General features: G+C 68.1%; 23 protein-coding genes and 4 tRNA genes. 19 read left to right on the top strand and 8 right to left on the bottom strand.

Annotated elements, in window-relative coordinates; translation table 11 throughout:
* Nucleotides 1–66 precede the first annotated feature (66 nt).
* The 3 genes from IHQ52_RS16455 to IHQ52_RS16445 form a co-directional block, all read right to left on the bottom strand.
* Nucleotides 67–141: transfer RNA gene (locus IHQ52_RS16455), tRNA-Val, on the bottom strand.
* Nucleotides 142–161: 20 nt separating this feature from the next.
* Nucleotides 162–235: transfer RNA gene (locus tag IHQ52_RS16450), tRNA-Cys, on the bottom strand.
* A gap of 22 nt (nucleotides 236–257) precedes the next feature.
* Nucleotides 258–330 (bottom strand) — tRNA-Gly (locus IHQ52_RS16445).
* A gap of 253 nt (nucleotides 331–583) precedes the next feature.
* On the opposite strand from IHQ52_RS16445, the gene IHQ52_RS16440 reads away from it, so the two are divergent.
* Nucleotides 584–655, top strand: a tRNA-Val gene (locus IHQ52_RS16440).
* 85 nt (nucleotides 656–740) lie between these two features.
* On the opposite strand, the gene IHQ52_RS16435 is transcribed toward IHQ52_RS16440, so the two are convergent.
* The 5 genes from IHQ52_RS16435 to otsB form a co-directional block, all read right to left on the bottom strand.
* A complete protein-coding gene (locus IHQ52_RS16435) occupies nucleotides 741–1,211 on the bottom strand; it encodes a GyrI-like domain-containing protein (protein ID WP_159405565.1) in 471 nt (156 codons plus the stop codon).
* Between the two features lie 40 nt (nucleotides 1,212–1,251).
* Nucleotides 1,252–1,689, bottom strand: a complete 438-nt coding sequence (locus IHQ52_RS16430) for an SRPBCC family protein (RefSeq protein WP_191834387.1) — start codon at nucleotides 1,687–1,689, stop codon at nucleotides 1,252–1,254.
* On the bottom strand, nucleotides 1,679–4,312 hold the full coding sequence (gene adhE / locus IHQ52_RS16425) for a bifunctional acetaldehyde-CoA/alcohol dehydrogenase (RefSeq protein ID WP_238063616.1): 2,634 nt from the start codon (nucleotides 4,310–4,312) through the stop codon (nucleotides 1,679–1,681). Before adhE ends, IHQ52_RS16430 begins: the two co-directional genes overlap by 11 nt.
* Nucleotides 4,313–4,451: 139 nt before the next feature.
* Nucleotides 4,452–5,408: an alpha/beta fold hydrolase gene (locus IHQ52_RS16420; RefSeq protein WP_191834386.1), complete on the bottom strand. Its 957-nt coding sequence runs from the start codon at nucleotides 5,406–5,408 to the stop codon at nucleotides 4,452–4,454.
* Nucleotides 5,405–9,088 carry a trehalose-phosphatase gene (gene otsB / locus IHQ52_RS16415; RefSeq protein ID WP_191834385.1) on the bottom strand — a complete coding sequence of 1,228 codons (3,684 nt, stop codon included), beginning with the start codon at nucleotides 9,086–9,088 and terminating at the stop codon, nucleotides 5,405–5,407. The genes IHQ52_RS16420 and otsB overlap by 4 nt, the downstream gene beginning before the upstream one ends.
* Nucleotides 9,089–9,234: 146 nt before the next feature.
* On the opposite strand from otsB, the gene IHQ52_RS16410 reads away from it, so the two are divergent.
* The 18 genes from IHQ52_RS16410 to yajC all read left to right on the top strand — a co-directional run bounded on the left by IHQ52_RS16410 (nucleotide 9,235) and on the right by yajC (nucleotide 24,483).
* Nucleotides 9,235–9,657: a TIGR02611 family protein gene (locus IHQ52_RS16410; RefSeq protein WP_159405570.1), complete on the top strand. Its 423-nt coding sequence runs from the start codon at nucleotides 9,235–9,237 to the stop codon at nucleotides 9,655–9,657.
* A 130-nt stretch (nucleotides 9,658–9,787) separates the two neighbouring features.
* On the top strand, nucleotides 9,788–11,863 hold the full coding sequence (gene thrS / locus IHQ52_RS16405) for a threonine--tRNA ligase (protein WP_191834384.1): 2,076 nt from the start codon (nucleotides 9,788–9,790) through the stop codon (nucleotides 11,861–11,863).
* A complete protein-coding gene (locus tag IHQ52_RS16400) occupies nucleotides 11,856–12,404 on the top strand; it encodes an ATP adenylyltransferase (protein WP_006436352.1) in 549 nt (182 codons plus the stop codon). The genes thrS and IHQ52_RS16400 overlap by 8 nt, the downstream gene beginning before the upstream one ends.
* Nucleotides 12,405–12,422: 18 nt before the next feature.
* Nucleotides 12,423–13,139 carry a phosphatidylinositol phosphate synthase gene (gene pgsA, locus IHQ52_RS16395; RefSeq protein ID WP_238063614.1) on the top strand — a complete coding sequence of 239 codons (717 nt, stop codon included), beginning with the start codon at nucleotides 12,423–12,425 and terminating at the stop codon, nucleotides 13,137–13,139.
* On the top strand, nucleotides 13,136–14,059 hold the full coding sequence (locus IHQ52_RS16390; protein WP_006436350.1) for a phosphatidylinositol mannoside acyltransferase: 924 nt from the start codon (nucleotides 13,136–13,138) through the stop codon (nucleotides 14,057–14,059). Before pgsA ends, IHQ52_RS16390 begins: the two co-directional genes overlap by 4 nt.
* Nucleotides 14,056–15,180, top strand: coding sequence for a glycosyltransferase family 4 protein (locus IHQ52_RS16385; RefSeq protein WP_006436349.1), 1,125 nt, complete (start codon nucleotides 14,056–14,058; stop codon nucleotides 15,178–15,180). The genes IHQ52_RS16390 and IHQ52_RS16385 overlap by 4 nt, the downstream gene beginning before the upstream one ends.
* Nucleotides 15,180–15,698: a LemA family protein gene (locus IHQ52_RS16380; RefSeq protein WP_006436348.1), complete on the top strand. Its 519-nt coding sequence runs from the start codon at nucleotides 15,180–15,182 to the stop codon at nucleotides 15,696–15,698. The genes IHQ52_RS16385 and IHQ52_RS16380 overlap by 1 nt, the downstream gene beginning before the upstream one ends.
* A 112-nt stretch (nucleotides 15,699–15,810) precedes the next feature.
* On the top strand, nucleotides 15,811–16,722 hold the full coding sequence (pdxS, locus tag IHQ52_RS16375; protein WP_006436347.1) for a pyridoxal 5'-phosphate synthase lyase subunit PdxS: 912 nt from the start codon (nucleotides 15,811–15,813) through the stop codon (nucleotides 16,720–16,722).
* Nucleotides 16,723–16,819: 97 nt separating this feature from the next.
* Nucleotides 16,820–17,674, top strand: coding sequence for a PP2C family protein-serine/threonine phosphatase (locus IHQ52_RS16370; RefSeq protein ID WP_006436346.1), 855 nt, complete (start codon nucleotides 16,820–16,822; stop codon nucleotides 17,672–17,674).
* Nucleotides 17,675–17,687: 13 nt separating this feature from the next.
* Nucleotides 17,688–18,476, top strand: a complete 789-nt coding sequence (locus tag IHQ52_RS16365) for a hypothetical protein (RefSeq protein WP_006436345.1) — start codon at nucleotides 17,688–17,690, stop codon at nucleotides 18,474–18,476.
* Nucleotides 18,477–18,636: 160 nt separating this feature from the next.
* Nucleotides 18,637–19,116 (top strand): helix-turn-helix transcriptional regulator, encoded by a 480-nt coding sequence (locus tag IHQ52_RS16360; RefSeq protein ID WP_006436344.1) that lies wholly within the window; start codon nucleotides 18,637–18,639, stop codon nucleotides 19,114–19,116.
* Nucleotides 19,117–19,190: 74 nt separating this feature from the next.
* Nucleotides 19,191–20,045, top strand: a complete 855-nt coding sequence (locus IHQ52_RS16355) for an acyl-CoA thioesterase (RefSeq protein ID WP_006436343.1) — start codon at nucleotides 19,191–19,193, stop codon at nucleotides 20,043–20,045.
* The gene (gene pdxT / locus IHQ52_RS16350) at nucleotides 20,042–20,662 is read left to right on the top strand and encodes a pyridoxal 5'-phosphate synthase glutaminase subunit PdxT (protein WP_006436342.1); all 621 of its coding nucleotides are present in this window, start codon (nucleotides 20,042–20,044) and stop codon (nucleotides 20,660–20,662) included. The genes IHQ52_RS16355 and pdxT overlap by 4 nt, the downstream gene beginning before the upstream one ends.
* A 138-nt stretch (nucleotides 20,663–20,800) precedes the next feature.
* Nucleotides 20,801–21,556, top strand: coding sequence for a YebC/PmpR family DNA-binding transcriptional regulator (locus IHQ52_RS16345; RefSeq protein ID WP_006436341.1), 756 nt, complete (start codon nucleotides 20,801–20,803; stop codon nucleotides 21,554–21,556).
* Between the two features lie 109 nt (nucleotides 21,557–21,665).
* On the top strand, nucleotides 21,666–22,235 hold the full coding sequence (gene ruvC / locus IHQ52_RS16340; protein WP_006436340.1) for a crossover junction endodeoxyribonuclease RuvC: 570 nt from the start codon (nucleotides 21,666–21,668) through the stop codon (nucleotides 22,233–22,235).
* Nucleotides 22,232–22,825 carry a Holliday junction branch migration protein RuvA gene (ruvA, locus tag IHQ52_RS16335; protein WP_024497172.1) on the top strand — a complete coding sequence of 198 codons (594 nt, stop codon included), beginning with the start codon at nucleotides 22,232–22,234 and terminating at the stop codon, nucleotides 22,823–22,825. Before ruvC ends, ruvA begins: the two co-directional genes overlap by 4 nt.
* Complete coding sequence (gene ruvB / locus IHQ52_RS16330; RefSeq protein WP_024497171.1) at nucleotides 22,825–23,913, top strand: Holliday junction branch migration DNA helicase RuvB; 1,089 nt, start codon at nucleotides 22,825–22,827, stop codon at nucleotides 23,911–23,913. The genes ruvA and ruvB overlap by 1 nt, the downstream gene beginning before the upstream one ends.
* A 183-nt stretch (nucleotides 23,914–24,096) precedes the next feature.
* A complete protein-coding gene (gene yajC, locus IHQ52_RS16325; protein WP_024497170.1) occupies nucleotides 24,097–24,483 on the top strand; it encodes a preprotein translocase subunit YajC in 387 nt (128 codons plus the stop codon).
* Nucleotides 24,484–24,611: the final 128 nt, after the last annotated feature.

Below are 24,611 nucleotides of genomic sequence, written 5' to 3'. Positions count from 1 at the left end.
ACGGTTCAGACAGCAAGAGAGGCGGTCCCGATTGTCTCGGAAACCGCCTCTGACCTGTTCTAACTGTGGTGCGCGATACAAGGATTGAACTTGTGACCTCTTCCGTGTCAGGGAAGCGCTCTCCCACTGAGCTAATCGCGCGGGTATATGAAATTGTGGTGTGGAGGTGGCGACGGGAATCGAACCCGTGTACACGGCTTTGCAGGCCGTTGCCTCACCACTCGGCCACACCACCAGATGCGAGTCGACTCGCGCCGAGCGGATGACGGGATTCGAACCCGCGACCCTCACCTTGGCAAGGTGATGCGCTACCAGCTGCGCTACATCCGCATGCCCACGAGCGATCTTGTGGATCTTGCTGCTCGCGGTGCGAAGAGAAACTTACGCGATGGATTCCGAACTTTACAAATCGCCTGGTCAGAGGGCTGGAGAAAGACGAATTCCCAGCGTGTGATTACTCCGGACCGGCAAAACCGATGACTGTGACGTGGCGCACGTCCGTGATTTGGGAACTCTGCGGAACCCGTGTAATCTTCTGGCTCGTGCGCAGGCGCCCCTGTCACCGACATCAGGCGCCCGACACGGTCCCGTGGCTCAGTGGAAGAGCGTCCCGTTCACACCGGGAAGGTCGCTGGTTCGATCCCAGCCGGGACCACAGAGACAAAGGCCTCATCGTGACGACGAGGCCTTTGTTGTCTCCTCACGAGAGCCGATCGCTCCCGGAACCCGCTGAGCGTCGTCTAGTCCTCCAACGGCCACACGATCAGGGTCTGCATCGACGACAGATCGTTCTCGTCGGGCTCGGTCAGGTAGCTCTCCCACATCACCCCGGCCGGCCTCAGATTCTGGGCCTGCATCCACTGCATCAGCCGGCCGTAGGTCTGCTCCATCGCATCGTAGGAGCCGATGTGCAGGATCTGCGCGGCGCGACCGCCCGGAAGGGTTTCGGTAGTGACTTCTCCGTCCACCGAGACGTCGCGGTCGGTGGGAAACCCGGCCGCCACATCCACAGTGTCCGTGGGCATGCCGTAGTAGAGGCCCAGCGGCGGTCCGACAACGCTTGCTCCCGCGTTCCGCATCGCGTCGTCCACCGCGTGGAACGAACGATCGAAGAATTGGGGAAGGCCGGTCATCGGGACCTTCTCGCGATGTACCGCGACCCGCGCCGGGGTCAGCTCGACGATCTGGGGTTCGGTGGACGGATCTGTCATGCCTGGTCTCCTTCGCGTCGTGTCGGTGCGGGTTCGGATCTCACTTGGCGAAACGTTTCGTCAAACCGGTCAGTGTGCTGTCCACGAGTCCCTTGATCACCCTTTTGCGCACGAACCCGGGCAGCGGCAGATTGTGATGGATCGTGAGCTCATAGGTGACCGAGGTCGTGTCAGGGCCCGTCGCGTCGAGTTGGTAGCGGCCTTCCTGGCCGGTCTGCATGCGCCCTTCGAGCATCGACCAGCTCATGCCGTCGTCGCGGTGCTCATAGGTGAGCGTGTAACTGTCTGTCCCGACGGTCGCGGACGCCTTGAACCTGGCCGTGCGGGGAAGTCCGGTCTTCGGGTCGGTCTCGAGTACCTCCGCCTCGAGGATCTCCGGAATCCACTCGGGCTGGCTCTCGAGGTCGCGCAGCGTCGCGAGCACGGTCTCGAGCGGGGCGCCGACCTCGACGGTCTGGGAAGCGCGGTCAGTGGGCATGATCATCCTCACCGTAGTAGCCGAGTTTGAGCAGGTCGGTGATCTCGCTGATGAGCGGCATCCGCGGGTTGGTGCGGTTGCTCAGGTCCTGGAACGCATTCATCGCGAGTTCGGGCAACGCTTCGAGGAACTCGTCCTCGGCCACGCCGATCTCCTTGAGGGTCTGGGGGATTGCCAACCGGCGCAGCAGACCGTCGACACCTGCGAACAGCCGGCGTCGGCTCTCGTCGGGCTCGCGTCCGCCGAAGATGACCCGTCCCAGCTGTGCGTACTTCTCCGGCGCGACGTACGCCGAGTATCCCGGCGCGGGCATGAACTTCGTCGGCACCGCGGCGTTGTAGCGCAGCGTGTGAGGCAGGAACACGCCGTTCACCCGACCGTGCGCGATACCGAATGCAGCGCCGACGGCGTGGGCGAGCGCGTGATTGGTCCCCACGAACGCGTTCGAGAAGGCGAGCCCCGCGAGAGTGGCGGCGTTGGCCATGTCGGTGCGGGCCGCGAGGTCGGTCGGATCGTCGTACGCACGGGGCAACGCGTCGAAGATGAGTCGTGCGGCCTGGACGCAGAACGCGTCGGTGTACGGGGAGGCGAAGATCGAGGCGACGGCTTCCAATGCGTGGGTGAGCGCGTCGACGCCGGTGTCGACGGTCAGTGCGCGGGGCATGGAGAGGGTCAGCGTCGGATCCACGATCGCCATGTCCGGGACGAGGGAGTAGTCGACGAGGGTCTCCTTGCGGCCCGCGACGGTCAGTACCGCGGCCGGTGACACCTCGGACCCGGTGCCCGCGGTGGTGGGAATCGCCACCAGCCGCAGGGTGTGCGGGTCCTGCGGGTACTCCGCCAACCGCTTGCGGGGATCGAGGAACGGCAGGGTCAGCTCGGCCAGGTCGGTGTCGGGGTGCTCGTGGAAGAGCCGGATCGCCTTGGCGGCGTCGATCACCGACCCGCCTCCGACGGCGATGAGCAGATCCGGCGGCTGACCCTCCAGCACGGCGACGCCACGACGGATCGTCGCCTCGTCCGGTTCCGGCTCGACCTCGGCGAAGACCCGGACGTGTTGGGCGTGCAAGTGGGCACGCACTTCGTCGACCACTCCGCGTTCGGCGCTCAGGGCGGCGGTGACGACCACGACATCCGTGCACGGGACGTCGCGAAGATTGTCCAGTGCGCCGGCGTTGAAGAACGTGTTCGCGGGCACGCGGAACCACTGGGACGGGGTACGTCGATGAGCGACGGTCTTGATGTTCAGCAGCTGGAGATAGTTCACGTTCTCGGTGGTGCTCGACCCGCCCCAGGTGCCGCAGCCCAGCGAGAAGGTGGGCGGGAGATCGTTGTAGATCCCGCCCAGGGCTCCGACTGCGGTGGGTGCGTTGACGAGGATCCGTCCGGTGCGTACTGCGGCACTGTAGGCGTCGACGACCGACTGATCGTTGGCATAGACGGCAGAGGTGTGGCCGAGACCGCCGTGTTCGGCGACCAGGACCGCGGCGTCGATCCCGTGATGCACGTCGCGGGCGCGGACGAGTCCGAGGACGGGCATCAGCTTCTCCTGCACGAGCGGGTGTGCCGCGAGCTCGTCGAGATCCGACGGCAGCGGCGCCAGCAGCACCTTCACCGAAGGGTCCAGGGTGAAACCGGCGCGGGCGGCCAGTTCCGGAGCCGGCTGGCCGAGGGCGCCGAGATTGACCTTGTCGCCGTCGCCGAACGCGAAGTCGGCGATGGCCGCGGACTGCTCGTCGGTGAGCAGGTGTGCGCCCATCCGGCGGAACTCCTCGACCGTGGCGTCGTAGATCGCGTCGTCGACGATGCAGGTCTGTTCCGCGGGGCAGATGACGGAGGCGTCGAAGGTCTTGGAGATCAGGATGTCGACGACAGCGGCTTCGATGTCGGCGGTCCGGTGCAGGTAGATCGGCGCGTTGCCGGGTCCGACGCTGAGTCCGGGTTTGCCGGCCGCGTTGGCGAGCGCGACGATCTTCCGCCCGCCGGTGACCCAGATGAAGTCGACGAGCCGGTGCCGGAACAGATAATGGGTCACCTCGTGGGCGGCGTCGGGGATCACCTGCAGAGCGCCGGGGGGCATCCCGGCCGCCTCGGCGGCCTCACGCAGGATTGCCACCGTCCGTTCACAGGAACGCGCCGCCACCGGCGAGGGGCGGAAGACGATGGCATTGCGCGTCTTCGCCGCGACGATCGCCTTGTACAGCACCGTCGACGTGGGATTGGTGACCGGAGTGATCGCGAGCACGACGCCGATGGGCTCGGCCACCCGCACGACACCGCGTTCGTGGTCCTCCCCGATCACGCCCACCGACTTCTTGTCCTTGAGGTGGTCGTGGAGGAACTCCGTCGCGACATAGTTCTTGACGACCTTGTCCTCGAAGACCCCGAAACCGGTTTCCTCGATCGCCACCGCGGCGAGTTCGGCGGCGGCCCGCACCCCGGCCCGCGCCATGGCCGCGACGATCGCGTCGACCCGTTGCTGGTCGAGTGTGCGGAACTCGGTCGCTGCGGCCGCGGCCCTCTCGACCACGGCATCGACCTCGGCGGTGGTCTCGGGTGTCAGCGTCGACGCTCGGGAGTGGTCTGGCGTCTGCGATCCGGTGTCCACATGGGGGTTCGGCATTCGATATCACCTCGAACCGGTGTCGTCGCGCCCTCGGTCCATGCGCGGCCGTGTGGGCGCACGTTACTCGCGCTCGTGGCGCGAAGGACCCGTTTGCCACTCCGCGGCGCGAACTTTCGCTTCATGGCCGGCGACCGCCTCATCCGGGTCGGGATTCCACGAAATCGGCGATCACCTCCTTCACCCGGTCGCGCTGACCGAGGAGGAGATGTCCGCCGGAATCGAGGCCGAGCAGTCGTGCGCCGGGGATCCTCGACGCCGCGTCACGGGCCGCGTCGTAGGACGCCAGCGGATCATCGGCGGCGTGCACGATCAGAGTCGGCGCCTCGATCGCCTCGAGGTCGTAGGTGCCGATCTCCGGGTCGGCGACATAGGCGTCGAACACCGCGCCCCGCCGACGCCAGGCGACGGGGAAGATGCTCTCCGAGATCTCCTCGGCGACACGGCGCTCATCGGCCGAACGAGGGAACCCCGGCGGCACACCGAGGAGGCGGAGGAACGTCGGGTGGGCGAAGGCTTTCAGGGGCCACAGCGCGTGATCGGAATAGAACCACCGTGCCCACCGGGGTGGTATGCGTGCCGTGCGGCTCCCCGGAAAGTTCCCGGAGAGGATGATCAGGTGCCGAACCCGGTGGGGATGGCGCAGCGTGAACTGGACCGCTGCGCTCGTGCCCGCGGAGATCCCGATGACGTCGACCTCGTGGTGGCCGAGGTGATCGAGCAGTTCGGCGAAGACGTCGGACTGGGCGGCGACCGAGGGCTCGGCGGGCATCACCGATCCCAGATATCCGAAGCGGGACGGGACGATGATCCTTCGGTCTGGCAGCAGGTCGCGCACCGACAGCAGTCCACCGTCGCAGCCCTGGAAGATGCCGTGGCTCACCAGGACCGACTCACCCGCGCCGTGTGCCGCGTATTCGACAGCGCCACAGCGGGATTCCATCACATGGCGGGTGACCGCCCCGACCCGCTTCCGTGCTGCGACGAGGTCTCGGACATAGGCGATGCCGAGCACCCCGGCGACCGATGCCAGGGCGCCACCGGCGATCAGGCCTCCGGCCCACGCCCTGCTGGTTCGTCCGTCCGGGGGAGTCATCGGAAGCGGACCGTTGTCCCGGGCGCCAACTGGACCAGTTTCTCGCGACACTGCACATCGATCGGAGCGACGTCGCGTTTCTCAGACGTGACCTCGACGCCGCTGCCGCTGACCCGCAATTGCAGACGGTGCCGACGGTAGTAGACGCGGAAGGACAAGACGCCCAGGGATCGCGGCCACCGCGGGTTGAGGATCAGGCGGTCGTCGCGGAGCTCGAGGCCCGTGAAACAGCGCTGCAACAGGTCGATGCTCCCGGACATGGCCGCGAGGTGGATACCCTCCGACGTCGTACCGCCCTGGATGTCGGTGATATCGGAGTCGAGGACTCTCTCGAAGAACGACACCGCGTGTTCGCGATCGCCGCGGGCGAGCACCCACGCGTGGACGACCGAACTCAATGTCGACCCGTGCGAGGTCCGGGACATGTAGTAGTCGATGGTGTGCGGGATCATCTCGGGCGGCAGCCCATAGCCCAGGCGTTCCAGCAACTCTCGCAACTCCTCCGCAGAAAGAAGATAGAAGAGCATGAGAACGTCGGCCTGCTTGGACACCTTGTACCGGTTCACGTCGTCGTTCTCGGCCTCCAGGATGCGGTCCAGCCGCTGGATGTTCCCGTACTCGGCGCGGTAGGCGTCCCAATCCAGTTCGACCAGTTCGTCATATCCCTCGAACTGGCTGATCGTGCCGTCGTGGAAGGGGACGAACATCCGGCAGGTCAGTGTCCGCCACAGCTCGAGTTCTGGTTCGCGCAAGCCGATCTCGTCGAGCAGATTGACCCGATCACGCTGCGGGATGGTCGCCAGGGCATCAAGAGCGCGCCGGATGACCCACACCGCCATCACATTCGTGAACGCGTTGTTGTCGATCCCGTCGTAGGGTGCCTCGGGGTAGCCGGAGTGGAACTCGTCGGGCCCGATGACGCCCCGGATCGCGTACCGGTCGTGGCGCGGGTCGTAGGTCGTGATGTCGGCCCAGAACCGGGCGATCTCGACGAGCAGTTCCGCGCCGGATTCGATGAGGAAGTCGAGGTCGTGCGTCACCTGGAAGTACTGCCACACGTTGTAGGCCACAGCCAGGCCGATGTGGTGCTGGCGGGCGCTGGGGTCCGGGTTCCACCGTCCCGAGCGCGGGTTGAGGTGCAGCTTCTGGCTCTCCTCCCGGCCGTCGCTTCCGGACTGCCAGGGGTACATCGCACCCCGGTGGCCGGCTTCGCGGGCGGCGACCCGCGCTTCCCCGAGACGCCGGAACCGATAGCGGAGCAGTGCCTTGGCGAGTTTGGGGAGCCGGGGGGTGAGCACGGGCAGGACGAAGACCTCGTCCCAGAAGATGTGGCCGCGATAAGCCTCACCGTGCAGGCCCCGCGCCGGGATTCCGACGTCCATGTCGATGGTGTTCGGTGAGACCACCTGCAGAATGTGGAGCATGTGGAACCGGAGCGCCCGTTGCGCGTCGGGGTGCCCTTCGAGGTCGGTGCGGCACAGATCCCACATGCGCACGCACGCCCTGGCGTGATCGGTGAGCAGGTCGTGGAACCGTCCGAGCCGGGCAAGGGTGCGCGACGCGGCGACACCGGGTTCGGAGATCCCGTTGTCGCGTGAGGTGTACAGCGTCGCGACCTTCTCCACGATGACCTCTTCACCCGCGGCGATGTCGACACCGATCCGGTGCCCGATCCGACCCTGATCGGAGATCAGGTCGTAGTGGGCGGGCAGCTGTTCGTTCCCGCGCCACACCGTGGTCCGAGCGCCCACCGCGATGATGACGCGGGACTGGTTGGTCTGCACCCGCAACAGAACCGAATCTGTCGAATCCGCCGTCCCCTCCGGGACGGTGAGATGCCTGCTCGCCAGCTCCCGGTAACGCTCCACCCCGGAATTGGTGACGGTGCCGTCGATCATCGAGGAGACCTCGATCCTGCCCGACCAGTCCTCGGCCAGGATTCTGGTGTCCAGGGCGCCGACATGACGTTGGTCCATCGACACGAATCGGCGTTGCCGGACGGTGGTGGTGCGGCCGTGCGCATCGCGGTAGCGGAGGTCGCGGGTCAGCATCGCGCGCCGTAGGTCGAGCGTCTGACGGAACGACAACACCTCGACATCGTCGATGCTGAACCAGTCACCGCTGTCGATCCGGAAGGTCAGCGGCAACCAGTTCGGCAGGTTGACCAGGCTCTCGTTCTCCACCTCTCCGGCGGGCAGTCGGTCGGTGAGCCGGTTGTACACGCCGGCGGCGTAGGTGCCCGGGTAGTGCACCGGTCCGGCATCGCACTCCGAGGCCGCCCCACGCGTCGCGAAGTAGCCGTTGCCGACGGTGCACAGGGCTTCGCGGAGCTTCTCCGCGGGCGGATCGTAGGAGTCGTAGGTCAGTGACCAGTCCGACGGGGGCTCGCTCGCCTGCTCGACGTGATCGGCGATCTGGGCCAGCAGTGCCGGGATCGCCGCGGGTGACTCCGCGGCGAACTGGGCGGCCGTGCGGCGGTCGCGGTTCTCCTCGGCGCGCACCACGATCCCGATCCCGTCGGTGGCGATCCGGTCGAAGGCGTCCTCGTCGGTGAGGTCGTCGCCGAAGTAGATCGTGATCCACCCCCGGTCGACGGCGCCCACCTGGTGGCGGACCCACTCCAGCGCCTGCCCCTTGTCCCAGTCGACGTCGGGTTTCAGTTCGAGGACCATGCGGCCGGGGAGGGCTCGCAATCCCTGGCGCACACCGATCTCGCGCGCCGCCACGATGATGTCCTCGACATCGTCGGGGGAGGCGTTGCGGAAGTGGACGGCGACACTGAAATGTTTGGGCTCGACCAGGACTCCGTCGACAGCGGCAAACCGCTGCCGAAGTTCCTCGGATGCCGCCGCGATCGTCGGCGTGGACGTGCGGGCCACCTCGTTGACGAGGTGCTCGCCCCCCGGTCCGAGGAGTTCGAGGCCGTGACAACCGGCGTACCAGAGGCCGGGAAGCCCCACGCGCTCGCGGATGTCGTCGAGGTCGCGGCCGCTGATGACGGCGACCGGACACAACTTCGCCAACCGGGTCAGCGCCTCGGCGGCACCCTCGACGAGGACCGCAGCGGACGGATCGTCGACGATGTCGGACAGGGTTCCGTCGAAATCGAGGAAGACCACGGGGCGTCGAGATGCGGCGATGGCGTGCAGGTGCTCGAGGTAGGTCAGTGCGTCGGGCATCGTCGAGATCCGGGCGCCGCCGAGGCGTACCCGGATGTCGGCGGGATCACCGACCACGGCGTCGGCGCCGAGACGGCGGAGTTCCTCGGCCCGCGCCGGTGTCCCGATCGCCACGACCAGCGCGAAACCGCCCCGGCGAGCTGCGGCCACGCCTTCCGGGGTGTATTCGACGACAGCGCATCGCAGAGGTGACACGCCGAGGCGCCGGGCGATGTCGAGCAACCCGGCCGGGTCGGGGTGAGCGGTGCCCTCGAGCTGTTCGGGCGGGGTGTCGGTCATGTTCGCGGCGAACAGGCCGTCGAGCTCGGGGCCCAGGGTGCGCCCGACCGAGCGGGCCCCGCAGACGATTCCGAACCCGCGGAGACGCTGGACGAGACCGGCGGTGGACTCGATCGCCCGCGGGTGCGCCTCAGTGGTCGGGTGGCCGAAGCCGACGATCACGCCGTCGTGCAGACGCGCGTCGATCGTCACCGGTCGTGTCGGGGCCGCCGTGGTCGCCATCGTTCCAGCATGCCCCCGGGCACCGGGTGATCGGGCGAACTTCTGGTAAAGGTATCGCGGCGGCGGGCCTCATGTCCGCGTCGGCGATGGTCGCCGAGATGCCGGTAGCCTGAACACGGCTTGGGCGACGGCGGAGTAGGGGAGACATGACGGAGTCGTGGTGGAAGCGACTGCGGATCCGGGCGCGTCATCGCCGGTACGTGGTTCGCTCCAATCCCCGCTGGCATCGGATCTACCGCATCGCGGTCGCCGTCGTCGGCACCGTCGTCCTGCTGTGCGGGCTCGTCACCATCCCGTACCCGGGTCCCGGCTGGCTCATCGTCTTCCTCGGACTGGGAATCCTGGCGTCGGAGTTCGACTGGGCTCATCGCCTGCTGAAGTTCGCACGCGCGAAGTACGACGCCTGGATGGAATGGATCGGCCGGCAACACTGGTCGGTGCAGTCCGTCTTCTGGATCGGTACCTGCGCGATCGTCGTGGGCACCCTCTGGCTCCTCGGGGCCCTGCAGACGGCGGCCGGTTGGGTGAACCTCCACTACGAGTGGCTCGCGAGTCCCATTTTCTCCTGATCGCTCACCCGAGCCGCGCCGCAGAGGAGGGGTTCGGTCGGGCGGGATGACACGCGGATACCATCAGAGTCGCAAACGTCCCCTACGGACGCGCCCTTCGCGTGTCCGAACCTATTCGAGGAGCGTCCCCGTGCCCGACGACGTCCAGGTGACCAGCCCAGCCACGATCCGTGTGCCGGCTGGAACGACCGCGGGCACCGCACTTCGTGATCACGACCTCCCCAACAAGGGGCCGGATGCGATCGTCGTCGTCCGCGACGCGCACGGCGACCTTCGTGACCTGTCCTGGGCGCCGGCCGAGGACGCCGAGGTCGAACCCGTTGCGGCCGACACCGAGACCGGACGCAGCGTCATCCGGCACTCGTGTGCCCACGTGCTCGCGCAGGCGGTCCAGGATCTGTTCCCCGAGGCCAAGCTGGGTATCGGACCGCCCATCAAGGACGGCTTCTACTACGACTTCGATGTCGCCGAGCCGTTCACACCCGAGGACCTCAAGGCCCTCGAGAAGAAGATGAAGCAGATCATCAAGTCCGGCCAGCGCTTCTCGCGCCGCGTCTACGACTCGAAGGACGAGGCGCGCGCCGAGCTGGCGGACGAGCCGTTCAAGCTCGAGCTGATCGACGACAAGGGCGCCGCCGACGATGCCGAGGTCATGGAGGTCGGCGGCGGTGAGCTGTCCGTCTACGACAACCTCAATCCGCGCACCGGCGAACGGATCTGGTGCGATCTGTGCCGCGGTCCGCACGTGCCGACCACCAAATACATCGCGGCCTTCAAGCTGACCCGGTCGTCGGCCGCCTACTGGCGCGGTGACCAGGACAATGCCGACCTACAGCGCGTGTACGGCACCGCATGGGAGTCGGCGGAGGCGCTCGACGCCCATCTCGAACTGCTCGCGGAAGCGGAGAAGCGCGACCACCGCAAGCTGGGTGCCGAACTCGACCTGTTCAGCTTCCCCGACGAACTCGGCTCGGGACTGCCGGTCTTCCACCCCAAGGGCGGCATCATCCGCAAGGAGATGGAGGACTACTCACGGGCGCGTCACGTCGCCGCGGGATATGAGTTCGTCAACACCCCGCACATCACCAAGTCGCACCTCTACGAGGTCTCCGGTCACCTCGACTGGTACCGCGACGGGATGTTCCCGCCCATGCACGTCGACGCCGAGTACGACGAGAACGGCGAGCTTCGCAAGCCCGGCCAGGACTACTACCTGAAGCCGATGAACTGCCCGATGCACAACCTGATCTTCCGGGGTCGGGGACGTTCGTACCGGGAACTGCCGCTGCGCATGTTCGAGTTCGGGTCGGTGTACCGGTACGAGAAGTCCGGCGTGATCCACGGGCTGACCCGAGTGCGCGGTATGACGCAGGACGACGCGCACATCTACTGCACGCAAGACCAGATGCGCGACGAGCTGACGTCGATCCTCACCTTCGTCCTGGGGCTGCTCAAGGACTACGGTCTCGACGACTTCTACCTCGAACTGTCGACGAAGGACCCGAAGAAGTTCGTCGGCTCCGACGAGGTGTGGGAGGCGGCGACGAACACGCTCGCCGAGGTGGCACAGGCCTCCGGTCTGGATCTGGTGCCCGATCCGGGTGGTGCCGCGTTCTACGGCCCGAAGATCTCGGTGCAGGCCAAGGATGCGCTCGGTCGCACCTGGCAGATGTCGACGATCCAGCTCGACTTCAACCTGCCGGAGCTGTTCGGTCTCGAATACACCGCGTCGGACGGGACCAAGCAGCGGCCGGTGATGATCCACCGCGCGCTGTTCGGTTCCATCGAGCGGTTCTTCGGCGTGCTCACCGAGCACTACGCGGGCGCTTTTCCGGCGTGGCTGTCCCCGGTCCAGGTCATGGGCATCCCGGTCGCCGAGGCGTTCGCCGATCACCTGCAGGGCGTCGTCGACGCGCTGCGGGCCGCCGGTGTCCGTGCCGAGGTCGACCACTCCGACGACCGCATGCAGAAGAAGATCCGCAACCACACCACCGGCAAGGTTCCCTTCATGCTGCTCGCGGGCGAGCGCGACGTCGAAGCGCATGCGGTGAGCTTCCGGTTCCGCGACGGGTCCCAGATCAACGGTGTCCCGGTGGGTCCCGCGATCGCCGCGATCACCGACTGGGTGGCGAGCCGGCGCAACGAGTCGCCGACCGGGGAACTCCTGGAGGCGAAGCTCGGCCCGGTGGGGGCGGTCGATGGCTGAGGCATCCGGCGAGATCCGCGACGAGGGCGTCGGTGTCGGTGATCGTCTGGAGCGGCTGTGGAGTCCGCACCGGATGACCTACATCGCCGACCCGCAGCCGGCGGCGAAGACCGGTCACCCCTTCCTCGACATCCCGACGATGTCCGACGAGGACGGTCTGATCGTCGCGCGCGGCGAAGCCGTGTACGCGGTGCTCAACCTCTACCCGTACAACCCCGGTCACACGATGGTGGTCCCGTACCGCCAGGTCGCCGACCTCGAGGACCTGACACCCGCCGAGTCGGCCGAGCTGATGGCGTTCACGCAGCGGATGATCCGCACGATCAAGGCGGTCTCGAACCCGAACGCCTTCAACGTGGGACTCAACCTGGGCTATGCCGCGGGTGGCTCGCTGTCCGAGCACTTGCATCAGCACATCGTGCCTCGCTGGATGGGCGACGCGAACTTCATCACCATCGTCGGCGAGACGAAGGTGATGCCGCAGTTGCTGCGCGACACCCGGTTGCTGCTCGCCGAGGCGTGGCAGCGCTTTGATGACTGAGGGGGAGGGAGCTCGCGGATGCTGAGCATTCTGGGTCGGGCGTCGGTCTCCAAGGTGACGCTGCCGATGGGGCGGGCGCTGCTGCGGACCGGTCTGACCCCGGACATCATGACCGTCATCGGAACGGTCGCGACCGTGGCCGCCGCCCTCACGCTGTTCCCCATGGGGTACCTCTTCCTGGGCACCCTGGTGATCTGGCTGTTCGTCATGTTCGACATGCTCGACGGCGCGATGGCGCGTGCCCGTGGTGGCGGGACACGGTTCGGCGCCGTCCTCGACGCCACCTGTGACCGCATCGCCGACGGCGCGATCTTCGCCGGACTCGTGTGGTGGTGCACCGTCACCGAACCGCACCACCTGCTCCTGGTCGCGACCCTGATCTGCCTGGTCACCTCTCAGGTCATCTCGTACGCGAAGGCCCGGGCCGAGGCCAGCGGCCTCTACGGCGACGGGGGGCTCATCGAGCGTCCCGACCGGCTCATCATCGTGCTCGTCGGTACCGGTCTCACCGGTCTGGGCCTGCCCTGGGCGGTCCACGTGGCGATGTGGCTGCTCGCCGTCGGCAGCGTGATCACCGTCGGCCAGCGCATGTGGTCGATCTCGAACTCGCCCGGTGCCCGCGACCTGATCCCGCTGAAGGCAGACCCCGACGGCGACACCGGGAACGACGGCACCGCGAACGACGGCACCGATTCCGGCGCCAACGGATCGACTCCCCCCGACGGAGCGCGATGACCGACGTCGCCGCTCTCGCCGCCGACCTCGGATACCGGGCCGGCTGGGCCGCGGTGCGGAGGGCGCCGGAACGCGCCGCACGCGCCGTGTTCGACCGTGCCGGAGAATTCGCCGGTCGCCGCCACGGCGGCCCGGAACAGCTGCGCCGCAACCTGGCCCGCGTGATCGGCACCGACCCGGCGAACGTCCCCGACGACCTCGTCGCCGACGCCGTGCGGTCCTACGCCCGGTACTGGTGCGAGGCCTTCCGCCTACCCACCCAGGACCGGGCCACGGCGGCGTCGACTGCCACGCTGCCGGACCCCGACCACGCCCGTCTCGACGCCGCGGTGGCCCGCGGCAAGGGCGTCGTGCTGGCGTTGCCGCACACCGGCAACTGGGACATGGCCGGGGTGTGGCTCGTCCATCACTACGGCAAGTTCGCGACGGTCGCCGAGCGGCTGAAGCCGGAGTCGCTGTTCACCCAGTTCGTCGAGTACCGCGAGTCGCTGGGTTTCGAGATCTTCCCGCTCAGCGGCGGTGAACAGCCACCGTTCGGTCTACTCGCCGACCGGCTGCGCGCCGGCGGCATCGTGTGTCTGCTGGGGGAACGCGACATCGCCCGTCAGGGCGCCCCGGTCACCTTCTTCGGCGAACGAACCCGGATGCCGGCCGGGTCGGCGCGCCTGGCCATCGAGACCGGGGCAGCGCTGATCCCCGTCCACCACTGGTTCGAGGAGGCGCCGTACTCCGCGATGTCCTGTGGTGAGGAGATCGACGTCTCCGGTGGGGTCGAGGCGACGACGCAGGCGCTCGCCGACGCATTCGCGGTGAACATCGCCGCGCATCCCGCCGACTGGCACATGCTGCAGCCGCTCTGGGAAGCCGACTGGACCGACAAGCAGAAGGCGCGGCTGGCCGACACCGGGGGAGCGACATGAGAATCGGGATGATCTGCCCCTACTCCTTCGACGTTCCCGGAGGTGTGCAGGCGCACGTCACCGAACTCGCCCACGTCTTCATCGGCCGCGGCCACGAGGTCAGCGTCCTCGCCCCGGCATCGCGTCGTACCGAACTGCCCGAGTACGTCGTGCGTGCGGGCCCGTCGCTGGCGATCCCGTACAACGGGTCGGTGTCGCGGGTGAACTTCAGTCCGAAAGGCTATCTACGACTGCGTCGTTGGATCGCGGAGAACGGCTTCGACGTCCTCCACGTCCACGAGCCCAATTCGCCGTCGATCTCCATGCTCTCGCTGATGGTCGCCTCCGGCCCGATCGTCACGACCTTCCATACCGCGACGTCGAAGTCGCTGTGGCTCAGTGCTTTCCAGGGAATCCTTCGTCCGTACCACGAACGCATCGCCGGCAAGATCGCGGTCTCCGAACTCGCCCGGCGCTGGCAGATGGAGTCGCTGGGGTCGGATGCCGTGGAGATCCCCAACGGCATCGATGTCGGCAGCTTCGCCAACGCCAGACCGCTCGACGGCTATCCGCATGCGGGCGGCACGATCCTGTTCCTCGGTCGCTTCGACGAACCGCGCAAGGGCATCGACATCCTGATGCGCGCGCTGCCGGCGGTCGTCGCCCGGTTCCCCGACGTGCGCGTCCTCGTCGTCGGTGGCGGCAACCAGGCCGCTCTGCGCCGGCGGGCCGGGACCCTCGCCGGCCACCTCGTGTTCCTCGGTCAGGTCGACGACGCCACCAAGGCGCGCGCGCTCGCATCGGCCGACGTCTACTGCGCACCCAACCTCGGCGGCGAGAGCTTCGGAATCGTCCTCGTCGAGGCGATGGCCGCCGGAGCCGCAGTGATCGCCAGCTCGCTGAACGCCTTCCGGCGCGTCCTCGACGACGGCCGGGCGGGCAAGCTCGTCGACACCGGGTCGCCGGATGAGCTGGCCGCGGGGATCATCTCGCTGCTCTCCGACGACGAGGCGCGTGAGCAGCTGGTGGCCGCGGGTCGCGTCCGGGCGGACAAATACGACTGGTCACGGGTGGCCGACCAGATCCTGCGCGTCTACGACACCGTGACGGTCGGTGCCGGACCGGTGGTGGTGTCGGACTGATGGCCACCTGGATCGTCATCGGGATCGTCCTGGTCCTGCTGGTCGTCGGCTGGGCTTATCACACCGCCAACCGGCTCGACCGCCTCAACGTACGGGTCGACCTCGCCCGGCAGTCCCTCTATGCGAGTCTCGACCGTCGCGCCGTCGTCGTCCGCGCCATCGCCGCCGAACTGGCTGCCGCCGAGGCGGGCGGCCCGTCCGCATCGGCCCGAGAGCTGGCCGCACTGGCCGACCGTGCCGAACGATCCGCTCCCGAGGCGCGTGAGGACGCGGAGAACGCGGTGTCGGCGGCACTGGCCCGCACCGACGGCCGCGGACGGTCTCCGGCCCTGGTCATCGAGCTCGCCGACGCCGAGACGCGGGTGATGATGGCCCGCCGTTTCTACAACGATGCGGTGCGCGACACCCGGGCGCTCGCCGAGCGGCGACTGGTCCGCTGGCTGCGTCTCGGCGGCCGCGCGTCGCCGCCGACGTACTTCGAGATCAACGAACGCGTCACGCCGGGTCAGGGCGAGTGATCCTGGTACCAGCGCGTTCGCCGGGCTGACCTAGACTGGTTCCACGCTGCCGCGGGCTCCGCTGGGGCGGATCGGCTGCGGCACGCCGAGACAGCGACATGAGGAGAAATCAGTGAGTCACAACGGCGCGACCGTTCCCGAGGTCGGTCAGGGCACCGCCCGGGTCAAGCGGGGGATGGCCGAGATGCTCAAGGGCGGCGTGATCATGGATGTGGTCACCCCCGAGCAGGCGAAGATCGCCGAGGACGCCGGCGCGGTGGCCGTGATGGCTCTCGAGCGGGTGCCCGCCGACATCCGCGCCCAGGGTGGGGTCTCGCGGATGAGCGACCCGGACATGATCGACGGGATCATCTCCGCGGTGTCGATCCCGGTGATGGCCAAGGCGCGCATCGGGCATTTCGTCGAGGCGCAGATCCTGCAGAGTCTCGGCGTCGACTACGTCGACGAGTCCGAGGTGCTGACCCCGGCCGACTACTCCAACCACATCGACAAGTGGGCGTTCACCGTGCCGTTCGTGTGCGGTGCGACCAATCTGGGTGAGGCGCTGCGTCGCATCACCGAGGGTGCGGCGATGATCCGTTCCAAGGGTGAGGCCGGTACCGGTGACGTGTCCAACGCCACCACGCACATGCGCAAGATCCGCGACGAGATCCGCCGCCTGACGTCGCTGCCGAAGGACGAGTTGTACGTGGCGGCAAAGGAACTGCAGGCTCCCTACGACCTGGTGGTCGAGGTCGCCGAGGCCGGCAAGCTGCCGGTGACGCTGTTCACCGCCGGCGGTATCGCCACCCCGGCGGATGCGGCGATGATGATGCAGCTCGGCGCCGAGGGCGTGTTCGTGGGTTCGGGGATCTTCAAGTCCGGCAACCCGGCTCAGCGTGCGGCCGCGATCGTGCAGGCCACCACCTTCCACGACGACCCCGACGTGCTGGCGAAGGTCTCGCGCGGTCTGGGCGAGGCCATGGTCGGCATCAACGTCGACGACATCCCGCAGCCGCACCGCCTGGCCGAGCGCGGCTGGTGACCCCGTCCGCCGGAACGCCCCTGTTCAACACGCCGGAGACCGAACAGTCGACATGCGTAGCGAGCCGGGGGTGTTCCGGCGGTAGGATCTGCTGATCATGGATGCGGCGACCATTGTTCGGGACACCTCCGTCTCGGGCACACACATCGTGGGTGACTTGCGGCTCGAGTGGTCGGCGGCGTGCAACGTCGGACGGGTCCGCGAGACCAACGAGGACGCCGCACTCGCCCTTCCGGGCATGTACCTCATCGCCGACGGCATGGGCGGTCACGACAGCGGCGAACTCGCCAGCGAGGCCGCGCTGCTCACCCTCGCCGAGGCGACGAGCGCCGGCGAACTGAACGCCACCAGGCTCCAGCTCGACGATCTGCTGGTCGCGGCGCAGCGCCGCATCGGCGAGATCGACACCGAGACCGACCGCCGCGCGGGTACCACCGCCACCGGCGCCGTGCTCGTCACCCACGAACAGAGTCCGCACTGGCTGGTCCTGAACATCGGCGACTCGCGGACCTACCGGTACCAGAACGGGTCGCTGCAGCAGCTGACGACCGACCACTCGCAGGTCCAGGAATTCATCGACGCGGGCTTCCTGACGCCGGAGGAGGCGCGAACCGACCCGCGCCGCAACGTCATCACCCGCGCACTCGGTGCGGGGATGGTCGATCCTGTACCGGACTTCTTCAACACGCCGGCCTTCCCGGGCGACGTCCTGCTCCTGTGTACCGACGGGCTCACCGGTGAACTGCCCGACGAGGAGATCGGCGACATCCTCGCCAACGCATCGACCTCTGACGAGGCCGCCGAACGTCTCGTCGACGCGGCGCTCGCGCTCGGTGCCCACGACAACGTCACCGTCATCGTGGTGACCGTGCACGAGTCGGTCCCGACCCTGACGATGCCCGCTCTCGACGGGGAGACCACCGGCGAGGCGACGGTCGCCGGCCCCGAGTGACCGAGGCGATCTGATGAATCCAGGTCACGACCCCTCGGTGCACGACCACCCCGGGACTCCGAGCGCCTCCGAGAGCGCCGACACCGGGATGGACGCCGGCGCAACCTATGTCGAGTACTGCGGCGAACGGATCGCACTCGATGCCGAGCGGCGCTTCTTCATCGGTCGTGAGGCCGATCTGTCCATCGACGACAACCCGTATCTCCATCGCCGATTCCTGGTGGTGCACAACGAGAACGGGCTGTGGTGGCTGACCAATCTGGGCACCCACCTGTCGGCGAGCGTCTCCGCAGGCGACGTCGGATTCTCGGCCACGCTCGGCCCGGGCGCGCGGATGCCGCTCGTGTTCGGCGAGACGACCATCGTGTTCACCGCCGGACCCACCACCTACGAGCTGAGCGTGTTCGCCCGTGCGCCGCAGGTGAAGTCGGTGACCCGCCCGGAGTTCAGCGGCGGCCACACCACCCAGGGCGTTCCGACCCTGACCGAGAGTCAGAAGCTGCTGATCGTCGTGCTGGCAGAGGAGATCCTGCGCCGCGAGGGGACCGGTGCCTCGGCGATCCCGTCCTCGGCACAGGCGGCGCGGCGCCTGGGCTGGCCGCTGACCAAGTTCAACCGCAAGCTCGACAACGTCTGCGACAAGCTCGACCAGCTCGGGGTCAGCGGAATGCGCGGCGGTGGCGGCAAACTCGCCAGCAACCGCCGGACCAAGCTCGTCGAGTACGCGGTGTCCTCGCGCATCGTGACCCGCGAAGACCTCCCGCTCATCGACGCCGAGGCGGCGAGGAACGCCGCCGGCTGATGCCGACCGTCTGACCTGCGGTCATGGCATGGGTAGTTCTCCCCATGCGGTGGGGAGTTCTCCCCATCGACCGGGACGCGAAACGCTCATAATCTTCAACTCATCGCCGGAACGACCCGGCACCGACCATCCGGTTCGATTGAGTGAAGAGGAAGCACCCATGACTGCGATCGCCCACCCGGCCCCCCAGCACCTGCGCCAGATCAACGCTCGACGCGACGCCGAGGCACAGGCCCGCCGGCAGGAGGCCCTGGCCCGTCTCGCAGCCCGCCGGATGCCGCTTCCCGGACAGGTCTCCCGCCAGAGTCAGCCCGGACTCGGCCACCGCGCGGGTCACCCCCACCTGCACCGCGTCGCCTCGCCGATGCCGGTCGCGGAGAGCGCGGTGAAGGTGGAGACCTCCACCGGTCGCGCGAAGCCGAACCTCACCTCCCGCGAGGTCGAGGTGCTCCGGACCTGGATGCTCGTCGACTCCAAGCCCGCCGTCGCCCAGGAGCTCTACATCTCGCTGGGCACGGTCAACACCCATCTGACCCGGATTCGCGCCAAGTACGCCGAGATCGGTCGTCCCGCCCCCACCAAGGCGTCGCTCGTCGCCCGCGCCATCCAGGACGGGATCATGACGCTCGACGAGCTCTGAGGCCCGGCGTCCGGACCGGTGAACTCTGTGGTCCGGCCTCCGGCCGGGTCGCCCGGTGCGGAATACTGGTCTGCGTGGCAGCCATCGAGGACATACTCCAGGTCGAGCGGATCGAGACCGACATCTACCGGGGTGGTGCGTTCCCGAGTCACCTCCAGCGCACCTTCGGCGGACAGGTCGCCGGACAGGCGCTGATGTCGGCGACGCGGACGGTCGACGACGACCATCATGTCCATTCGCTGCACGGATACTTCCTGCGGCCCGGTGACCCGGACATTCCCACCGTGTTCCTCGTCGACCGCGTCCGCGACGGTCGTTCCTTCGTCACCCGGCGGGTCACCGGAATCCAGCGCGGCGAGGCGATCTTCATGATGTCGGCCTCGTTCCACGTCCGCACCGACCAGGGCTATGAACACCAGGACCGTATGCCACCGGTCCCGGACCCCGAAGAACTCAACGACCGCCTCGACGAGCTCGCGGAGGAAGAGCGTGCGGTGTTCAAGGAGTGGCGCAACTTCGACCTCCGCATCGTGCCGCCCGAGAAGTTGGTGACCTCGCCGTATTTGGCTGCGCAACAACGGGTCTGGTTCCGTTATCGGCATCCGCTGCCCGGCGACACGGTGTTCCACGTGGGAACGCTCGCCTACATGAGCGACATGACGCTCCTCGGGTCGTCGCGGGTGCCACACCCCGAGGTCAACCCCCAGGTCGCCTCCCTGGACCACGCGATGTGGTTCATGCGCCCGTTCCGCGCCGACGACTGGTTGCTCTACGACCAGACCTCGCCGTCGGCCGACGGCGGCCGCGCCCTGACGCAGGGCCGGATCTTCGACCGGCAGGGACGCATGGTCGCGGCCGTCACACAGGAGGGACTCGCCCGCACCGGTCGCGAGATGCCCGAGGATCAGCACGCCCGGACCGATCGGTGAGCGCCGGATCGCGACCGCGGATCGGGGTTCTCGCGCTACAGGGTGACGTACGCGAGCACGTCCACGCCTTGCAGGCCAGCGGCGCAGAGGCCCTGCCCATCCGCAGGCGGGCCGAACTCGACGAGATCGACGGCATCGTCATCCCGGGCGGGGAGTCGACGACGATGAGCAAGCTGCTCGGCATCTTCGATCTCTTCGATCCACTCGTCGAGCGCCTCTCCGACGGACTGCCGGCCTACGGTTCCTGCGCGGGCATGATCATGCTCGCCTCCACCATCCTCGACACCCGTCCCGATGCGCGGCACCTCGACGCCCTCGACATCACGGTGCGCCGCAACGCCTTCGGTCGTCAGGTGGAGAGTTTCGAGACCGATCTCGACTTCGCCGGCATCACCGATCGCGTCGGCGCCCCGGCGATGCGCGCGGTCTTCATCCGGGCGCCGTGGGTCGAGTCGATCTCGCCCGACGTCGAGGTTCTCGCCCGGGTCCCACGGGGTCCGGCCGAGGGGAGGATCGTCGCCGTACGCCAGGGGAAGGTGCTCGCGACGTCGTTCCATCCGGAAGTGACCGGCGACCGTCGTGTACATGAATACTTCGTGGAGATGGTGCGTCGGTAAGATCGTGCCGAACCAGCGATAGTGCAAGCGCCTGCGGCAGGAGTCGGCAGGTAGAGGAACGCCGGATGTGGGGCTCGTGGGCCCGGCAGCGTGCCGCGGGCACCCCCCGCCGCGCACCGGCACCGGGAAAGGACGGACATGAGCGGCCATTCCAAATGGGCCACCACCAAGCACAAGAAGGCGGTCATCGATGCCAAGCGCGGCAAGATGTTCGCCAAGCTCATCAAGAACATCGAGGTGGCGGCACGTACCGGCGGTGGTGACCCGGCCGGCAACCCGACTCTCTTCGACGCCATCCAGAAGGCGAAGAAGTCCTCGGTGCCCAACGACAACATCGAACGCGCCCGTAAGCGCGGCGGTGGTGAAGAGGCGGGCGGCGCCGACTGGCAGACCATCATGTACGAGGGCTACGGCCCCAACGGCGTGGCGATCCTGATCGAGTGCCTCACCGACAACCGCAACCGCGCCGCCGGTGAGGTCCGCACCGCGATGACCCGCAACGGCGGCAACATGGCCGACCCGGGCTCGGTGTCGTACCTGTTCACCCGTAAGGGCGTCGTCACGCTCGAGAAGAACGGCCAGTCCGAGGACGACGTCCTGATGGCCGTGCTCGACGCCGGTGCCGAAGAGGTCACCGATCTCGGGGACACCTTCGAGATCGTCAGCGAGCCGACCGACCTGGTCGCGGTGCGCAGCGCCCTGCAGGACGCGGGTATCGACTACGACTCGGCCGAGGCCAGCTTCCGCGCATCGGTGGAGGTCGCCGTCGATGCCGACGGCGCGCGCAAGGTCTTCAAGCTGATCGACGCACTCGAGGACTCCGACGACGTGCAGAACGTCTACAGCAACGTCGACATCAGCGACGAGGTCCTCGCCGAGCTCGAGAACGACTGATCGCCCACCGCCTTCACGAGGGCGTGTTGATCATCGGAGTTGTCCCCGCGCCCCGATAGGATCTCGAACAACTGTTCGTAACACTGTTCGGATTCCTGGGAGGGTACGAGTGCGCGTCATGGGCGTCGATCCGGGTCTCACCCGGTGCGGTATCGCACTGGTGGAGTCGGGTCGTGGGAGGTCGGTGACCGCACTCGACGTGGACGTGGTGCGCACGCCGAGCGACATGGAACTGGCCGAGCGTCTGCTGGCCGTCTACACCTCGGCGTGTCACTGGCTCGATGTCCATCAGCCCGATGTGGTCGCCATCGAACGGGTCTTCGCGCAGAACCAGGTGTCGACCGCGATGGGTACCGCGCAGGCCGGCGGCGTGATCGCGCTCGCGGCGAGCCAGCGTGGCGTACCCGTACGCTTCCACACGCCGTCGGAGGTCAAGGCCGCCGTCACCGGCAGCGGTCGCGCGGACAAGGCGCAGGTCACCGCGATGGTCACCCGGATTCTCGGCATGCAGACCAAGCCGAAACCCGCCGACGCCGCGGACGCACTCGCGCTCGCGATCTGTCACTGCTGGCGCGGGCCCATGATGGAGCGGATGGCCGCCGCGCAGAAACAGGCCGACGCGGCCGCCGCGAAGCACCGTCAGCGGCTCGCCCAGGCACGAGAGGGGAGTCGCGCATGATCGCGTCAGTCCGCGGTCCGGTTCTCGAGATCGCCCTCGACCATGCCGTGATCGACTGTGCCGGAGTCGGTTACCGGGTGCTCGCGACCCCGGTGACGTTGTCGCGGCTGCGGCGCGGCGACGAGGCGACGCTTCTCACCTCGATGATCGTCCGCGAGGACTCGATGACGCTGTACGGGTTCACCGAACCCGACGCCCGCGCGCTGTTCGCGCTGCTGCAGACGGTGACCGGGGTCGGTCCGCGGCTGGCGATGGCGACTCTCGCAGTCCTCGAGCCGGAGGCGTTACGTCGCGCACTCGCCGACTCCGACACCAAGGCGCTGACGTCGGTGCCCGGCATCGGCAAGCGCGTCGCCGAACGACTCTGCGTCGAACTCCGGGACAAGGTCGACCGGCCGGCGGGCGACACGTCGGCCGGCACCGTCGTCGCCGGCGGAATCCGCGAACAGGTCGCCGAGGCGCTCGTCGGCCTCGGCTTCACCGCCGGCCCGGCCGAGAAGGCGGTCACCGCGGTGCTCGCCGAGAATCCCGACGCCGACGCCTCCACCGCGCTCCGCCGCTCGTTGGCGCTGCTGGGCAAGGCCTCGTGATGACGGGCGACCCCGACGACCTCGAGGAACGCGAGGTCAACGCGACACCGGTCCGTTCCGACGGTGACCTCGACGCAGGCCTGCGTCCCCGGTCGCTGGCCGACTTCATCGGTCAACCGCGCGTCTGCGAACAGCTCGAGCTCGTCCTGCACGGGGCGAAGGGACGCGGCGGGACCCCCGACCACATCCTGCTGTCCGGTCCACCGGGACTCGGCAAGACCTCGCTCGCCATGATCATCGCCTCGGAGATGGGCGCCGCGATCCGCGTGACGTCGGGACCGGCGCTCGAACGCGCCGGTGACCTCGCCGCGATGCTGTCGAATCTCGTCGAGGGTGACGTCCTGTTCATCGACGAGATCCACCGCATCGCCCGGCCGGCCGAGGAGATGCTGTACCTCGCGATGGAGGACTTCCGCGTCGACGTGGTGGTCGGCAAGGGGCCGGGCGCCACGTCGATTCCGCTGGACGTCGCCCCGTTCACCCTGGTCGGCGCCACCACCCGCTCCGGCTCGCTGACCGGCCCGCTGCGCGACCGCTTCGGGTTCACCGCGCACATGGAGTTCTACGACCCGGCCGAACTCGTCCAGGTCCTGAACCGTTCCGCGGGAATCCTCGGCATGGGACTGCGTCCCGACGCCTCGGAGGAGATCGCGCGCCGCTCGCGCGGCACGCCCCGCATCGCCAACCGTCTGCTTCGCCGTGTCCGTGACTACGCCGAGGTCCGCGGTGACGGCTCGATCACCGTCGACGTCGCCCGGGCCGCGCTCGCGGTCTACGACGTGGACGAACTGGGCTTCGACCGCCTCGACCGGGCCGTCCTCGACGCTCTGATCCGGGCGTTCGGCGGGGGACCGGTCGGGGTCTCGACGCTCGCCGTGGCGGTGGGCGAGGAGCCCGCGACCGTCGAAGAGGTCTGCGAGCCCTTCCTCGTCCGCGCGGGGATGATCGCCCGCACGCCGCGTGGCCGGGTCGCCACCGCAGCGGCGTGGCATCACCTCGGTCTGACGCCGCCCGCCGGCGCGATGAACGCGTCCTTCGGCGCCCGGCCCCGCGACATCGGGACGGACCCGCTGTTCGACGAGCTGTGACCCCCACCCGCGCTGCGTGACGTCGCCGCATGTGACGCGGGGCACCACCTGCGGGGATGATCTTGCCGGCGGACGTGGCACACTGTGTGGAGCACAGCGTGGCCGTTGCCGCCTCACGCCCGTCGGCGCGGGGCGGTGGTCCACGCGGTACACCCCGAAAACACAAAGGACTGACTCTCACCCATGGACGCTCTGCTCTTCCCCCTCTTGCTGGCCCTTCTCGCCGGCTTCATGTTCTTGTCGATGCGGAAGCAGAAGAAGCGCATGGCCGAGATGCAGGACATGCAGAACTCGGTGTCCACGGGTGCGCGTATCCAGCTGACCTCCGGCCTGTACGGCACCGTCATCGACGCCACGTCGTCGGATTTCGTCGATGTGGAGATCGCCACCGGCGTGATGACCCGCTGGAACCGCCTCGCGATCATGCGCGTCATCCCCACCGACGAGGCCGCCGCCACCTACGCGGGCCACACCGCACCCGAGGTCGAGTACGACGACTACGCCGACCACTCGGACTCGGTGAGCCTGGACAAGCCGTCGTCCGACGACGCGCGCGACACCGACAAGTAATCCCCGCGCAGCGCCGCGCCGTCCAACGGCATGGCGCCTCCTGCCCACCTCCCGCGCAACGCCTGTCTTGCTGAGGTCTGCGTGCCGCGCTGTGATCTCGGCGCGCGCACGCAGACCTTCGGAGTCGG

This window comes from Gordonia amicalis (assembly GCF_022059885.1).
Classification (GTDB): domain Bacteria; phylum Actinomycetota; class Actinomycetes; order Mycobacteriales; family Mycobacteriaceae; genus Gordonia; species Gordonia amicalis.
This window is presented reverse-complemented; position numbering and strand designations above follow the sequence as displayed.